Here is a 16,506-nt window from a genome sequence, read left to right on the forward strand (position 1 = left end):
GCTATCTGGTTACCACCGTTGATGTGAGCCATACACGAAGCACAGACAATAATTGATCTACTTTTAATGGTTTGCTTACATAGTCAGATGCACCGGCTTTTAGACATTTAGCACGGTCACCCTTCATTGCTTTTGCTGTCAAGGCTATAATTGGCAGTTCTTGATACTGTTCTTGCTGGCGAATCAGCTGCATTGTTTCGTAACCATCCATGCCTGGCATCATGATATCCATTAGGACGGCATCAATTGTATTTTCTTCATGAAGGATGTCTAAGCATTCATAGCCATTTTGCGCAGTGATTATATTCATGCCTTCTGCTTCTAATACTTTACGTAAGGCAAAGATGTTTCGGTTGTCATCATCAACGATTAGTATCTTTTTATCTGTTAATTTATTTGAGTTTGCTTGTTCTTTCTGCTGTTCTTCGCTGAAGCTTACTAAAGTGTCCAATGTTTTATCTTGTTCCTGGCATCGTTCTGCTTCTACTGTAGCTGCAATAAGATCCGTAACATCGCTTTCTTCCATTACATTTACGCCTTCAGGTAAATTTGGAAGGAATAATGTAAAGGTACTTCCTTGCCCTTCAACACTTTCACAAATTATATTCCCGCCAAGCAATTTTGCAAACTCTCTACTGATAGATAAACCTAATCCAGTGCCGCCATATCTGCGAATAGTTGCACCATCCGCTTGTTGGAATGCCTCAAAAATTAATTCTTGTTTATCTTTCGGGATACCAATACCTGTATCTGATATATTGATCTCAATCCAATCAATAGTTGGATTTGCACCTTGAACATGTTTGTAAACCCGTTCCATATCTGCTTTTTTGAAATGAACATCTACAGAACCATCATCCGTAAATTTAAAGGCATTTGAAAGTAAATTCTTCATAATTTGTTGGAATCGTTGATGGTCAGTATAGAATAGCGCTGGAATATTGTCCTCCATTTTCACTTCAAAGGATAAGCCTTTATTTTTCGCAATATGCTTAAAGTTTTGGTAAAGAAGATCAGGAATCTCACTAACATTCATTTCTTCAAATTCCACTACTAATTTTCCGACTTCAACTTTTGACAAGTCTAATATATCGTTGATCAAGGTTAATAAGTCTTGACCGGATGAGCCAATAATTTGGGCGAATTCACGTTTTTCTTCGGCTGTACTGCTATCTTTAGGATCTTGAAGCATTTCAGACAAAATAATAATACTGTTAAGAGGCGTTCTAAGCTCATGAGACATATTCGCCATAAATTCGGATTTATATTGCGAACTGCGCTGCAGCTCTAAAGCTTGCTCTTCTAACTCTTTCTTCGTCTCTTCTAGCTGATGCGATTTTTCTTCAGCTTCATATGTTCTTTCTGATAGCTGTTCATTAATCATTCGCAACTCTTCAGCTTGTGTTTGCAATTCTTCTGATTGAGCTTGCAACTCTTCTGATTGGGCTTGAAGCTCTTCCGTTTGTGCTTGTGACTCTTTCAAGAGACGTTCAATTTCCATACGTCCTTCAACGCTATTAATCGTAATGCCTAATGTTTCAAGCACTTTTTGGATGAATTTTTCTTGAACTGGTGTAAATGTTTCTAAGCTAGCCATTTCAATGACTGCTACTACTTGTTCTTCAAAGATAACTGGTGCAATTAAAATACTTTTTGGGCTAACTTGACCAAGCCCTGTGGTTACTAATTGATAGTTATCGGGTATATGTGTAATAACTTGTGATTTTTGTTCAGACACACATTGGCCAATAATACCTTCTCCGACCCGGAAAGCTTCCCGGCCAATATTTTCTCCGTCTCCCGCGATATCAGCAAGCTTGATAAATCGAGTATCTTTTCCATCACCTTTTCGAAGGTAAAAGACTCCGAATGAAGCATTTATCATTGGCGCTAATTTTGTTAAAAGTCGATTTGCTAAAACTTGAATATCTTCAATGCGTTGATACATTGTACCGATTTCTGCTAAACCGGTTTGAATCCAGTTTTGGTCATTCATTTCTTGTGTATATTTTTTCTCATTCAAATTATATTGCTCTAATGATTCTGCCATTGCATTAAATGAATGAGCAATATCACCAATCTCATCTTTTGTGCTGATATTAATCCGTGGGATACTAGATAAATTATGATAATCAATATCTTTAATGACACCAGCAATAGATGACAAATCTTGAGAAAGTTTGCGGAGCATCCATAGCAGGATTGCTGAAACGAAGATAATTCCAATCACTGATCCTATAATGCTTAAGAATAAAGTACTCTCATAACTTTTTTGAGATTCATCTACTTTTGTATCCATTAACTTTTCTTGATACGTTTTAAAATCATTGAGTGTCTTCGTTACTTCACTACGTTTAGCCATTTGGTCATTCATCAGAGACTCGAGATTTGCATTGTTGTCTTTATTAGTCACCGCTTGAATAATCTTAGTTTCAGTTGCAGTATAAGATTGATACTGATCATTTAGTTGCTGTGACAATCTTTTTCCATCTGCAGTATTAACTACCGAGCTTAACTGAGATATATCCTTCATAATAGCTGTTTGGTTTTTCTCTAATATTTCAACGCTTTTTTCAGCTTTATTCTTACCTTCATTTAGCGCAGCATACAAGATTTCTCGGTCTGATTGGGAAAAGAGCTGTCTCATGTCTAAGACAACTTTCACCTTTTCATAGCGATCATCGACAATCTCGGTCATATTCTTTCTTAATGAATTTAAGTTGGAAATCATCGTTGATAACAGAATCAATAGGAAAACGATAATTAATCCAAAGCCAATCCATTGCCTTTTCTTATAATCCATATAATCTCCCGCCTTTCTTAATATTGATTTATATAAAAATTTGTAAATAATCCTAGTAGTAAAGAATAGTATACTTAATATATTCTATCACTATTCGATAGTTTATGCTAAAAAATGTTCCGGATTACGAAAAAAACGAAAAAAGCCCCAAAAGTATGCTAAGAGCATACTTTAAGGGTCATGGTTATTTGTATTCTGCTAGTTTAGCCGGCAAGATTGGAATCAATTCTTCTTGATATTTTACTTCTTCTTCATTAAATAACAAATGGATTTCACCGTAATCTTCTGATGTTCTAATCAAGCGTCCCATCCCCTGCTGTAAACGAAGTAGCATAAAAGGTAAATCTACTTCTTGGAAAGGATCTTTTGCAAAAGCCCGTTTAGCATCAAATAATGGATCGTGCGGCGGGAATGGCAAATCAAAAATAATTACTCGCGTTAATGCTTGTTTCGGCAAGTCTAACCCTTCCCAAAGATGATAAGAACATAAAACATTGAGCTTGCCTTCTTGGAAGTCCCGAACAATGGACGATAATTCACGATCTCCTTCAAAGCCAATTGTTGACTTGAACTCATCCGGCAGTTTTTCTTTAAATTCGAGCATAGCTTTTTGAGATTTAAATAGTATAAGTGTTTGCTGTTTGTCCATTAATAGTTCTTCTACTTTTTGAGCTTTTTCCTGCTGTGGACTCTGGTGCAAGAAAATTTTCATCACTTCTTCATAATCAAATGGAGAAGGTACAGAGAAAGAGTGATAATTTTTAATACCTAAGCTTCCTGCTATATAACTAAAATCCTTGTTAACTGACAGAGTGGCAGAAGAGAAGACATAAGGAACTTTTTTGGTGAATAATTTCTCTTCTAAAACTTCAGTAATCAATCTCGGCATAATGACTAGTGTTTCTTTGCCATCCGTTTCTTCTAGCCAATTGACTGCATCATTGCTAGTTGCAAAAATCTTCATTGCTGATTGATATTGTTCTAAAAATTCTTCAGCCATTCTTAATTCATATTCCGGAATAACATATAGTTCTGATTCAAATACAAATTCTTCTAAAAGCACCTCAATAATATTGATTACTTTTTTTCCTAACGCTAATAGTTGAGGAGATTTATTAATTCTTTTACGTTCATCGGCTGATTCAATAACATCATCTCGCAATTGATCAAAAAACAATTCATGCCCCTCTTGCAATTGTTCCATTGTGTATAACGTTTTTTCGCGTAGACCGTCAACCATTAAACGGTCAATTAATTGAACAATGGTATAATCTTGCACTTTATATGTCAGCGCTTTTTGTGCAGCATACTCAAGCAAATGCCCTTCATCAAGTACAATCATCGATACTTCAGGTAACAGCGACAATTGTCCTTCTCGTTCACGGGATTCTTTTGTGGCAATATGCTCCATTAAAAAGTCTTGCGAACAAATGATTAGGTCTGTAGATTCTCGGTAATGTGCCCGATGCAGTGTCTGGCCACATCTATTGCGCAATTCGCAAACAGAACATTGTTGAATAGAATTGTAATTCACAAGATTCCATTCTTCATCGCTTATATTTGGGTAATCGCTGTGTTGGCCATAGAGATTTAATGTTCCTTGGCCGAAAACACCTTCAGGCATTGTTTCTGCAATGTCGTCCAGATAAGGGCCATCAGCATACTTTTCAGCCTCTTCAAAGCGTTTGATGCATAGATATTGATCTCTTGACTTTGCCAGGCGAACATCTATCTTCATATCAAGTGTATCCTGTAATTTATATAAATCGCCACCAGCTTTAACCAGTTGATCGATTAACGTTTCATCAGCACATGCAATTAAAGCAGGCTTTCCCGTATAGCGTGCATAGGCAATCGCAGGCAATAAATAAGCGATTGTCTTACCGGTACCCACTCCTGCTTCAGCAAAGAGCACCGCTTTCTCACGAAGCACTTTTTCAATTTGGTAAGCCATAAAAATTTGTTCATCACGACATTCGAATCCTTTTTCAGGAAGTTCGTCATACAAAATATCGCCTATCCAGTCTCCTAATGAATCAAAGAAAGACTTATCTTTGGATAAGGCAAATGGTATTGACTGTCTCATTCTTATTCCCCTCTCGACTAGACAACGAAACGGATAGGTTTCCCCATCCGCTACATACGCACTTAAATCTTTAATAATCCTATTATAGACAACTTTATCTAAATTTAAAATATGTTATAGCTCTACTATTTAGTCACTGTTTTCAAGATTTTTTACCCCAAAACTGATAGTAATCCGTCTTAATGAAACCATTGAAAAGCTTACGTTTCTTTGTAGCTCTCTTACCATATAATTCTTCAAAATTCTCCATGGAAGAGAGCATATAAACAGACCAAGTTGGATATTTATTCATCATCTTACCCATTTCCTGAACCATTTTTTCAATAGTCTCTTTTTCACCGATACGTTCACCATACGGCGGGTTTCCTATCATTACACCATCCGATAAGATTGTTGTAAAATCCGTTACTTGCATTTGCTTAAATGATACCAAGTCAGCAAACCCAGCTTCTCGTGCATTTGATTGTGCAATCTCAACCATTCTATGATCAATATCAGAACCAAAGATTTGAAGTGGTTGATCGTAGTTGGCTACATCCTCAACTTCCATACGCACATCGTTCCATATACTAGATTTTATCCACGGCCATTCTTCACTAATAAAGTCACGGTTGTAACCAGGAGCCATGTTTTGTCCAATCATAGCAGCCTCAAGAGCAATCGTTCCTGAACCGCAAAATGGGTCTGCAAATGGTCGATTCGGATTCCACTTTGATATATATACTAAAGCAGCAGCAAGCGTTTCTTTCAAAGGGGCTTCACCTTGATCAAGACGATAGCCTCTTTTATGTAACCCTGCTCCGCTAGTATCTATTGTCAATGTTGCAATGTCTTTTAGGATAGAAACCTCAATTTTAAACTTAGCGCCGGTTTCTTCCAAAAAGCCTAAACGCATATAGTGGCCCTTCAACCGTTCCACAATGGCTTTTTTTGTAATCGCTTGGCAGTCAGGAACGCTGAATAATTTAGACTTTACAGATTTTCCTGTAACCGGAAATTCGGCATCAACAGGCAAATACTTTTCCCATTCAATCGCTTTTACTCCCTCAAACAATTGCTCAAAAGTTTTAGCTGGGAAGCTTCCAGCTACAATTTTTACGCGGTCCGCTACGCGCAACCATAAATTGGTTTTAGCGATATCTCTCTCATCGCCTTCGAAATAAACTTTCCCGTTATCTGTTCTTGTATGATAGCCCAAGGCTTTTAGTTCATCGGCCACAATCGACTCAAGCCCCATGGCTGCTGTCGCTACTAGTTGATATTTAGTCATACTTACTTCCCTTCTATTTCTAGTTCCCAAAATTCAAGGAACTCCATTATCTCATCTAATGGAACCGGTTTTGAATAATAATATCCTTGAATCATATCACAATCCATTTCACCGAGCAATTTAACTTGATCACGCTGCTCAACACCTTCTGCAATGACGCTCATTTGTAATCTGTGCGCCATCTGGATTATCGCATGCACAATCGCTTGCTTATCACTAACACTGCAAATTTGTTTGATAAAGCTTTGGTCAATCTTTACGCAATCAAGCGGAAATTCGACTAGATAGCTAAGAGAAGAATAACCTGTACCAAAATCATCAAGAGATAATTTAAAACCCATATGTTTTAGCAGAATTAATTTACGCGTTGTTTCTTTTTCATTATTCATGATTGTTCTTTCAGTCAATTCTAATTCAAAATGATTTGCTGGCAAATTATTTCTTTCTAATATTTGCTGTATCGAAGTAATAAAATTCGGTTGATGAAAATGGATACTCGATATATTAATGGCAATTGGCATTTTGTAGCCATACCCTATTAGCTCATGAGCATCCAGGCATACTTTTTCTAAAATAATTTCGCTAAGAGGAATAATCAGTCCTGTCTCCTCTGCGTAAGGGATAAATTCACCTGGAGACACATTTCCTAATATCTCATTATGCCAACGGACCAATGCTTCCATTCCAATAATCTGCTGTTTTTGATAATTGACTTTAGGCTGGTAATATATCTCAAACTCATTTTTATTGCTAATCGCTTTTCTCAGTTCACTATCCAGCGTAAACGTTCTCTTTGCGTCTGTTTTCAAATCATCAAAGTAAAATGAAAATTGATTTTTCCCATGATCTTTTGCATAGTACATGGCAATGTCTGCTTTGTTGAGCAATGTTTCTGTATCATCTCCATCATGGGGATAAACACTTATACCGATGCTAGCTGTGATAAATAATTCGTGGGTATGGATATAAAATGGACTTTCGAGCAATTGAATGATCTTCTCGCCCAAATGTAACGCTTCTCTTGGATGGTGAATGTCTGTAAATGTTAAAACAAACTCATCACCGCCATATCGTGCAAATATATCTTTATTTTTAAGTAATGTCTTTATACGTCTTGTAACCTCAACCAGTAATTGATCTCCAATTGCATGGCCTAGTGTATCATTAACTTGTTTAAAACGATCTAAATCTAAAAATAATACAGCGTGCTGATAATTATGCGTTTTAGATGTACTTAGCAATACATTCATACGTTCAGTAAAAGCGAAGCGGTTTGAGACGCCTGTCAGCATATCAGTTGTAGCACGTTTTTTCAGCTCGCTCTCCACATTTTTCTCATCTGATAAATCTGAGAAAATGCCGCAATACCCAATGATAGTATCTTCATCGTTGGTTATTTTAGTGATTTTCAACCATTCTGGATATACGTCTCCTGTTTTGCGACGATTCCATATTTCTCCCTGCCATTCGCCTTCACTGGCGATACTAGCCCACATCTTTTGATAGAAGTCTTTTTTATGGTTTCCTGATTGAAGTACATCAGGTTTTTTACCTATAACTTCTTCTTTTTTATAACCCGTTACAAACTCAAAAGCAGGGTTTACATCAATTATTTGAGATTTTAAATTTGTAATCATGATTCCTTCTGATATAGAATCCAGAATTTTAGGTGTTATGTATTGACAAAGTTTGGCGAGATGTTCTGTATGAATAGTATTTTTTGCAATATGCTGATCCATTTTATACACCATCTCCTAAAAGAAAGGCTCTCCAATAACTGGAGAGCCAAATATTCATATAAAATATAAAGCATCATTAAAAGAACGTAAGCCATGTTTTGTGCCCGAGTACTATAACGGCGCTATGCCTTGTACTAATGGGTAGTAATCATCTATCTACGGAAATAAATTTCCGTCTCTCCATCCATTCATTTCTTTTTGGAGAATGCCCCTACCATAATTTGGGTTGCTCGCTCGCGGGGTTTACCTCGTTCCACCTGCAACGTTTCCGATGCAGCTTCGTCACTGTGGCACTTTCAAGGAGTTTCAACCATATCCATAAAGGACTTAGGTTTTCCTCCTGCCGTCAGCCTATAGACTGCCTTAGCTTATTGATTCGCTAAGCGCGAACACTACGTTCATCTCAGAGCCGTGCGAGCATGGACTTTCCTCAACAATGTTTAACATTGCAGCGATTACTTGTTCTTTTATGATGACGTCAACTATTATACAGGTATTGTTATAATTTTTCAAGACCTATTTAGTTGAATAAGATTAATCATATAATTTATCGCCAAAAACGTGTTTTTCTAAATTGGCAATTCTTTTTAAAATATCAAAATTAGTGTTTGTTGCATACGAAGATGAAGAAGTTTGTCTTCTTCCATCAGTAGAAGCTTGTGACTGCGCATTTTTTAACTCATCCTTTAACGCATCCACCTCTTCTTGTTTTTTTGCCAAAGCTTTTTCAAATTTTTCATAATCTTGAATGATAATATCTAAAAATTGATCTACTTCGTCTTGGCTATATCCTCTGATTCCCGTTTTAAAGTCTTTATCTAAAATAGCTTTCGCAGATAGTTTCATATCCATATTCATCTTCCTTCCATATAAACGTCTGTCTCAACATTATAGCATAATTCATTCGACGTTCCTTTTATTTCCCGTGCAATGATTGCTTCTTTTTTAGCCGCAGTTGCCTATGGCTAATTTCATTAAACTTTTTCAATTTTTTATCTCTATCCAGACTTTGCATATTATTTAGGGTCCGCTCTGCTTTATAGGCGTAATAGAGAGCTGATTGGTAATCTTTACGCCTATGCTCATCTATTTTTGCGAGCTCTATATATGCAATAAGCTGTTCACTTTCTTTGAGAAAAGGAACTGCATTCATAAAAGATTGGTACGCCTCTTCATAGAGATGTTGTTTTTTTCTCTGAAACGCCAAATGATAATGGGCATAGCCTGCTTCATTACTATTAAATTGGTTTGTTACCTTTTCTAATACTCTGCTACCTTTTTCATAGTCAGAAAGATCACCATACCACTTACCGATATTTGTAATAGTAGTAGATGATTCATCCTCTTCACTTTCACACAATAAATTTGTTGCATGGATGTATAGGGTAACCAATGATAATAAATCATATTTATTATGATCTAACACCTTCAGCAAGGCATCAGGATTACCGCTTTTAATTGCATCTAAATAAATGATTGGTGCCAGATACCCAGGGATATCTCCAACCCGTTTGAAGCCTAATTTTTCCTCTTCTATTTGCGTTAATTTCATACGCGAAAGATCATTTTTCCAAATTCTTTTGGAACCATGTAAAAGATCAATATGCCTTTGTTCAGGCAAGTTCGGCAAATCTTTTTTATGCAACGTAAAACGCGTTTGGAGTTGAGGCCAATCAAAGCTCTTGCCATTGTAAGTGACAAGCGTTTTATTGGGTTCCCAAAGCTTAGATTCATATAAAAATGCTGTTTCATGGCTTGGTTCAGCTAAAACATATTGCTTTAGTATAAATCCGGCTTGTGATACTTCTAATATTCCGTTGAGGAAGATCTGTGTTCCAACGCCACGCAATCCTGTTGTTTCAGTATCATAAAAAATAAGTTGATCGTCTTTTGTAAGTTCTATTGGATGTGAATTATCAGGCATGCTCCATAATCGGAATGCATTATATAGATCTCCCAGGAGGAAATCTCCATGTTTCGTCTCAAGTGGATAATGGGTTTCAAGCAAAAAAACCATTCCAAATTGATTTTCTATTCTTTTCAGTCCTGCCATTTCCCAGTCTTTTGTATATGCAGGGTCACTTGGTTTTGCGAATGGCGTTTTTTTCTCTTCCGCTTTTGAAGAGGATTTTTTAATCATTTTTTTCATCTGGAGTATTTTATTTTCGTATGACAAGATTAATCATCCATTTCTGCATGTGTGATCATTTGTAAAAATGAGAGTACTTGTTTCTTGCCTTCGCCTTCTAAGTCTTGGGCTCCAATACACGAAGGACAACCATTTTTGCAAGGACAGCTTGCGACATGACTGTAAACATGTTCAATCAACTCTTCCCATAAATCAAAAACCCGTTCACTAAGCCCTATTCCGCCTGGATATCTATCATAGACGAAGAATGCTGGTTTGCCAATATGCGTCGCTTTTACTTGCGGAACAACATGTACATCGCTAATATCGCTTTGCAAAAATAAAGGAATAAAACTATTCATTGCGTAGGCAACACCAGTCATAGCATTTGTTAAGTCATCTTCCTTCCAGCTTTCTGGTTGGTCAAACGACAGCCATGTACTGCTTGTATGCAATTCTTCAGGAGGCAAATGAATGGGACCGCTACCGATATTATCATGTGTACCAAAACGAATTTTTTTAAAGATGGTTGCAGTGGCAAGTGTCATTATATCCCCGAAACCGACTTGTAGATGGCCTATTGTTCGTTCTTTATCTTCACTTATTACCTTTAATTCTACCGCTAAATTTGCATCTGTAAAATAATCTACATCCACTTCTGTAACGTAAGCCTTCTTTTCTTCCCAATCCAATTTTTCAACTTGATATTGAATGCCTTGGTGAAGGTATATCGCCTCTTCATGCAGTAATGTCATTGCACTGTATCTATCCATCTCTCCAATCACTTTTGTATGGGCAGGAATAGTTTGGTCAATAATGACTACATTTTCCTGAGAGGCAGAGCGCAAACTAATATCATGTGCGGGAAAACTGTCGCTCATCCAATGCCATTTATCCGAAGATTTCACTAGAATGCCTTCTTCGCAAAGGTAGTCTAGAAAATCATCTATTTCGAACTCAGCGTATTTTTCACCTTCTTGAAAAGGTAACTCGAATGCTGCACATTTTAGATGGTCCATTAATATAAGTATATTCTCTGGATAGATGCGCGCTTCCTCTGGCGAGCTTTCAAATAAATAAGATGGATTTTTGATAATGTATTGGTCTAAGGCAGTTGATTGCGCTACATATATGATTAACGCATCATCCTGTCGTCTGCCAGCACGGCCTGCTTGTTGCCAAGCACTGGCGATATTGCCTGGATACCCAGTCATGATACATGCCTGCAACTGACCAATATCTACACCTAGCTCTAAAGCATTCGTCGATACAACACATTGGATGGTACCATCTCTAAGCCCTTTCTCTATCGCCCTACGTTCAGATGGCAAATAGCCCCCTCTATATCCCCTAATACTTTCATCGTGAATTTTTTTTACGGTTAAGGATTTCATATAGGTGACTAGCATCTCAACACGCACTCTGCTCTTAGCAAAGATGATTGTTTGTATTCTTGCATTATATAATTCCCTTGCCAAGTCTCGCACTTCAAGTATTGCGCTTCTTCTCACACCAAATGTCGGATGGATAATGGGCGGGTTATAAAACAAAAAAGTTTTTTTACCTGCAGGCGCACCATTTTTTGCAATCAGTTTATGGTCTGTATTGGTTAGGTTTTCAGCAAGTTCTCGCGGATTTTTGATAGTAGCCGAAGTGCAAATAAAAGTCGGATGGCTACCATAGAAATGGCAAATACGTAAAAGGCGCCTTAGCACATGAGCGACATGTGAACCAAAGACCCCTTTATACGTATGCAATTCGTCTACAACGATATACTGCAAATTCTCAAATAATGAAACCCATTTTGTATGATGCGGCAGTATCCCTGAATGCAGCATATCTGGATTCGTCATCACAATATGGCCTGCTTTTCGGACTTTTTGCCGGATACCAGGCGCTGTATCTCCATCGTATGTATAACTTAATATTTCTTCTTCACTGTCTTCTATTAACTTGTTTAAATCGCTTTTTTGGTCTTGTGCCAAAGCTTTGGTAGGGAATAAATAGAGGGCTCTTGCTGTTCGATCTTCCATGATTGATTGCAGCACGGGTAAATGGTAGCATAATGATTTTCCTGAAGCTGTAGGCGTTACGGCAGTAAAGGATTCGTTCTTCATCGCATAATCAAATGCTTGCCGTTGATGAGCATACAATTGGTCTATTCCTCTTTTTTCTAACGCTTTTTTCAATGATGGATGCAAATTGCTTGGCAGTTTGACTAAATCTGCTTGCTTTGCTGGAATTGTGTGTACATATTCAATTCGGTCTTGCATTTCTTTACTTCGTTGCCATTCTTCAAGCAATTCCTGAATGTTTTTTTTCTTATTAAGCATCTGTATCATCCTTTTTTAACGCTCGCTGCAATGTTTCCAATGTATAGGTAACAGATTGAATAGATTGATAGAGCCTTTTCCTGCTGGTTTGCTGATAAAAAGATTGGACAATAAATTGGTCCATCGCATCGACTGCATTTTTTATTTGAATTTTATGGACATGTTTTGGTTTATGGAGATCAAGCCATTTCTCTACTTCTGCTTGCCAAATGGCTAATTTTGCATGGTATGCGTCAGCATATGGCTTAACTTCCTTAAAAAAGTCCGGAGATGTGTTTGTTTCTCGCATATTTAAAAACCGTTGCCAGCTTTCTTTACATTCATTTAGTAATTCTTCTGTCATCTTTTCAATCATCATTCACATCTCCGTTTAATTTATATGAACTAATTAATTTATTAATTTTCTTCAACCTGTTTAACAAGGTTTTCTTTTCTAGCTGTTTTTATTTTAACAAATATATTTGTCTTTTACTACTTAACAGCGAACAAATATTCTTTCTGTTCTTCTATCATATCAAGGCGGTTTGCTACAAGTGCTATATTTTTTTCATGCGTTTTGGTATACATCTCTTCTTCGTGGTTCACCCTATTCCGTAAAAGTTCATCTACCATTTCAATTAGATTCAATAAGTGATCAATTTTCCGCATATTATCGCCCCCTTGCTATTACATTACCATGTTGATTACTAAATTCGGGGAAGTGGACAAAACAAGTGTTCATTCGACGATTAAAGTTTAATTTTTTAAATTCCGACAATGTATTTGTCAAATGTTTATGTTCGTGTTTGTGGTATGATAGATGGCAGACGAGGTGGTATTATGGCAATTCGATATCCGAATGGAAAAAAATACACGGCTCCTACGCCAGACGAAAGCAAAAAAACGAGGAAAGAGAAAAACATCTCTTATAGTAACCGGGGTAAATCATTGGAAGATTATATTGATGAAACCAACGTGTATTATCTGCAGAGAAACATTGCGGTAATTCATAAGAAACCTGTTCCTGTCCAAATCGTCAAAGTAGAGTATCCATCCAGAAGCGCTGCTGTTATACGCGAAGCCTATTTTCGCACACCATCTACAACGGATTATAATGGTGTTTTTAATGGGGCCTATATTGACTTTGATGCAAAAGAGACAGAAAATAAGACTTCTTTCCCTTTAAAAAACGTCCATGCTCATCAGGTCAAACATATGGAGGGCATAGCGAATCAACAAGGAATCAGTTTCTTAATTGTACGCTTTACTTCCTTAGATCGTTATTTTATAGTACCATGTGACATGCTGTTAGCAGCATGGAAACGAATGTTGGATGGCGGAAGAAAATCCATTCCATTATCTGATTTTGAGGAGCAAGCTACCGAAATACATCTTGGGCTTACTCCTCGATTAGATTATTTAAAGGCAATCACAACATTGCTACCATAGCTTGAATTTAAGTTATGAGAAAGTGAGGAAATACTGTGGATCAACAAGTTAATTCACGGAAACAGCGAAAGCAACTAGAAGAACAAAAAAGAAGGGGCAACAAACAAAAAAGCAACGGTAAAAAACCAAATCGTTCTTTGTTCAAAAAGATTATAATCGCTGTTTTAGCGTTAGGTATAGCATTATTTGTAATTGGCGCATCTATTTTTGCCATTTATGCGGCGCAAGCGCCTAAATTAGATGAAGAGTTGCTAAAAGACCCTGTTTCAACTAAATTCTTTGATTCAAATGGTAAGGTCTTCTATACAATGGGGAATCAAGAACGCGAACATGTCGATTATGACAATATTCCAAAAGATATGCGCGATGCCATTTTAGCAACAGAGGATTCTCGATTCTTCAAACACCACGGAATCGACTTTGTTCGTCTTGGAGGGGCCGTGCTTGCCAACTTTAGGTTTGGTTTTGGCGCACAAGGCGGCAGTACTTTAACTCAACAAGTGATCAAAAACTCTTTCTTAAATAACGGCAAAACACTTAAACGTAAAGCCCAAGAAGCTTACCTTGCAATCCAATTGGAACGCGAGTATTCAAAAGAAGAGATTTTTGAAATGTACTTCAATAAGGTATTGATGTCCGGGCAAACATTTGGCTTTGGGACAGCAGCCAAGAAATTTTATGGAAAAAATTTAAAAGATCTAACATTAGACGAGAAGGCCTTGCTTGCCGGCATGCCACAAGCGCCAAACGCCTACAATCCGTTTAAAAATCCGGATCGAGCAGAAAAACGTCGTAATATTGTTTTAGGCTTAATGTATCAGCATAAAGTCATTACTAAAGAACAGATGGAAAAAGCACGAAAAGTAGACATCAAAAAAGGCCTTCTCCCTGAAAGCAAGAGACAGACTACTGCGTCTAAATACGATGCCTTCATTGATGTTGTACTAAAAGAACTAAGTGAAAATAAAGATGAAAAAGCGTTAGAGGAAGGTGTAAGCGTCTATACGACACTTGATACAAACGCACAAAAAGTAGTTGAAAGCACAATGAATAATAGCGCTAACTTCCCTACTAAAGATATTCAAGCTGGCCTATCTGTTATTGATACTAAAACAGGTGCAATTGTCGCTGTTGGTGGCGGTCGCAACTACGGTCCTGAACGTGGCTTCAACTATGCAGAGGCATTGAACAAACGTCAACCAGGTTCTACGATGAAGCCGTTAGTAGATTATGGTCCTGCTATTGAGAATTTAAAATGGTCAACTGGCAAAACAATTGTGGATGAACCAATGAATTATACGGGCTCAAGCCAACCAATTAACAACTTCGACCATCAATATAAAGGATCTGTAACCATTCGACAAGCACTATATAACTCTCGAAATATACCTGCAGTAAAAACTTTCAAAGAAGTTGGTGCAGATAAAGCCAAAGCATTTGTTAAAAACCTTGGCATTAACACGAACGAATTATATGAAGCAGATGCAATTGGCGGTGGGAAGATTAGCTTAACTCCTATTGAAATGGCAAGTGCCTACGCTGCATTTGGTAATAATGGTATTTACACAGCACCGCATGCAATTAAGAAAATTGTATACAGAGACGGCAAAACATCCAAATCGTATACACCTGACCCTGTGCCTGCTATGAGCGACTATACAGCATTCATGGTAACTGACATGCTCCGTGATGTGGTAAGTTCTAAATACGGTGCGAGTGGTTCAGCAGCTGGAATCCCGGGCCTTGATGTAGCGGGGAAAACGGGTACAACCAACTATAGTACTGCTCAATTCAGTGAATATGGACTTCCTGCTTCCGCCGTGCCAGATTCATGGTTTGCAGGTTATACAACCAATTATTCAATCGCTGTTTGGGGCGGTTATACCGACTATAAATCACCAATTACGACAAACGAGGAGAAATTGCTTCCTCAAAAACTATTTAAAACAATTATGTCTCAGATATCAGCCAATAAAGAAACGCCTAATTTCAAGCAGCCTAATTCTGTCGTAAGAGTAGGCAATGAGCTTTATGTAAAAGGTCAACAACCGGTTGCTGAGAATAAAGACCCAGAAGAAGAGAAAAAAGAAGACGAAGAACTTCATGCACCTTCTGGTTTAAAAGCAACTTATGATGAAAATGCAAAGGCAGTTAATTTATCTTGGTCACATGATCATCCAGAAGATCAATCAGTAAGGTATAAGGTATCTGTTTCGGTAGATGGCGGAGGCAGCCAGTCTTTAACAGAAACATCGAATACATCTTACACATATGGTGGTCCAGAAGATGGCAAAACCTATGTATTTTCTGTAGTCGCAGTAATGGATGGCAAAATAAGTGATGCTGCTACAACATCGATTCAAATAAAAGCACCTGAAAAAGAGCCTGAAGAACCTAAGTCAGATGAAAATGAGTCACCAGAGCAACCAGGTGAGGTTGAACAGCCTACCCCACCAACTGAAGAAGAACAGCCAGGAGATGGGAATGAAAACGAGCCTCCAGCTCAGGAACAAGAACCCGGTGACAACAATGGGCAAGATGATGGTAACTCAAATGACGAACAGGTAAATGCTCATACAAATAGTGTGGGAAATGGTCATGGTAACGGTAATAGGAATGAAAATAGCAACAATGGGCAGGAGAATAATCCAAACAATAACAGAGGTAACAGGGGTAACTCTCAAAATGATCAAGATCATTAAATGAATAAAAAAAGCGT

11 protein-coding genes and 1 other RNA gene are annotated in these 16,506 nt (G+C 37.5%); 2 read left to right on the plus strand and 10 right to left on the minus strand.

Translation table 11 applies throughout. The annotated features are described in order from the left end of the window. Window position 1: 1 nt before the first annotated feature. From M2M59_RS09985 to M2M59_RS10030, 10 genes are all read right to left on the minus strand, one after another. Window positions 2-2,803 (minus strand): response regulator, encoded by a 2,802-nt coding sequence (locus tag M2M59_RS09985; protein WP_249774490.1) that lies wholly within the window; start codon window positions 2,801-2,803, stop codon window positions 2-4. A gap of 184 nt (window positions 2,804-2,987) precedes the next feature. After that, entirely contained in the window at window positions 2,988-4,889 is a 1,902-nt protein-coding gene (locus M2M59_RS09990) for an ATP-dependent DNA helicase (protein ID WP_249774491.1), read from the minus strand. A 142-nt stretch (window positions 4,890-5,031) separates the two neighbouring features. Then, window positions 5,032-6,159 carry a THUMP domain-containing class I SAM-dependent RNA methyltransferase gene (locus M2M59_RS09995; protein ID WP_249774492.1) on the minus strand — a complete coding sequence of 376 codons (1,128 nt, stop codon included), beginning with the start codon at window positions 6,157-6,159 and terminating at the stop codon, window positions 5,032-5,034. A 2-nt stretch (window positions 6,160-6,161) separates the two neighbouring features. Beyond that, window positions 6,162-7,898 (minus strand): EAL domain-containing protein, encoded by a 1,737-nt coding sequence (locus tag M2M59_RS10000; protein WP_249774493.1) that lies wholly within the window; start codon window positions 7,896-7,898, stop codon window positions 6,162-6,164. A gap of 83 nt (window positions 7,899-7,981) precedes the next feature. Next, an RNA gene (gene rnpB / locus M2M59_RS10005) (RNase P RNA component class B) lies at window positions 7,982-8,365 on the minus strand. A 67-nt stretch (window positions 8,366-8,432) separates the two neighbouring features. After that, window positions 8,433-8,756, minus strand: a complete 324-nt coding sequence (gene gpsB / locus M2M59_RS10010) for a cell division regulator GpsB (RefSeq protein WP_066788409.1) — start codon at window positions 8,754-8,756, stop codon at window positions 8,433-8,435. 58 nt (window positions 8,757-8,814) lie between these two features. After that, a complete protein-coding gene (locus tag M2M59_RS10015) occupies window positions 8,815-10,074 on the minus strand; it encodes a ribonuclease H-like domain-containing protein (RefSeq protein WP_249774494.1) in 1,260 nt (419 codons plus the stop codon). Window positions 10,075-10,076: 2 nt separating this feature from the next. Then, window positions 10,077-12,359 carry a DEAD/DEAH box helicase gene (locus M2M59_RS10020; RefSeq protein WP_249774495.1) on the minus strand — a complete coding sequence of 761 codons (2,283 nt, stop codon included), beginning with the start codon at window positions 12,357-12,359 and terminating at the stop codon, window positions 10,077-10,079. Continuing rightward, window positions 12,352-12,717 (minus strand): YppE family protein, encoded by a 366-nt coding sequence (locus tag M2M59_RS10025; RefSeq protein WP_249774496.1) that lies wholly within the window; start codon window positions 12,715-12,717, stop codon window positions 12,352-12,354. The genes M2M59_RS10020 and M2M59_RS10025 overlap by 8 nt, the downstream gene beginning before the upstream one ends. A gap of 113 nt (window positions 12,718-12,830) precedes the next feature. After that, window positions 12,831-13,007 carry a hypothetical protein gene (locus tag M2M59_RS10030; protein WP_184117458.1) on the minus strand — a complete coding sequence of 59 codons (177 nt, stop codon included), beginning with the start codon at window positions 13,005-13,007 and terminating at the stop codon, window positions 12,831-12,833. Window positions 13,008-13,178: 171 nt separating this feature from the next. On the opposite strand from M2M59_RS10030, the gene recU reads away from it, so the two are divergent. Beyond that, window positions 13,179-13,787 carry a Holliday junction resolvase RecU gene (gene recU, locus M2M59_RS10035; RefSeq protein WP_249774497.1) on the plus strand — a complete coding sequence of 203 codons (609 nt, stop codon included), beginning with the start codon at window positions 13,179-13,181 and terminating at the stop codon, window positions 13,785-13,787. Between the two features lie 35 nt (window positions 13,788-13,822). Next, window positions 13,823-16,489 carry a penicillin-binding protein 1A gene (locus M2M59_RS10040; RefSeq protein WP_249774498.1) on the plus strand — a complete coding sequence of 889 codons (2,667 nt, stop codon included), beginning with the start codon at window positions 13,823-13,825 and terminating at the stop codon, window positions 16,487-16,489. The last annotated feature ends 17 nt before the right edge of the window (window positions 16,490-16,506 follow it).

This window comes from Rummeliibacillus sp. G93 (genome assembly GCF_023515935.1).
GTDB classification, from domain to species: Bacteria; Bacillota; Bacilli; order Bacillales_A; family Planococcaceae; genus Rummeliibacillus; species Rummeliibacillus stabekisii.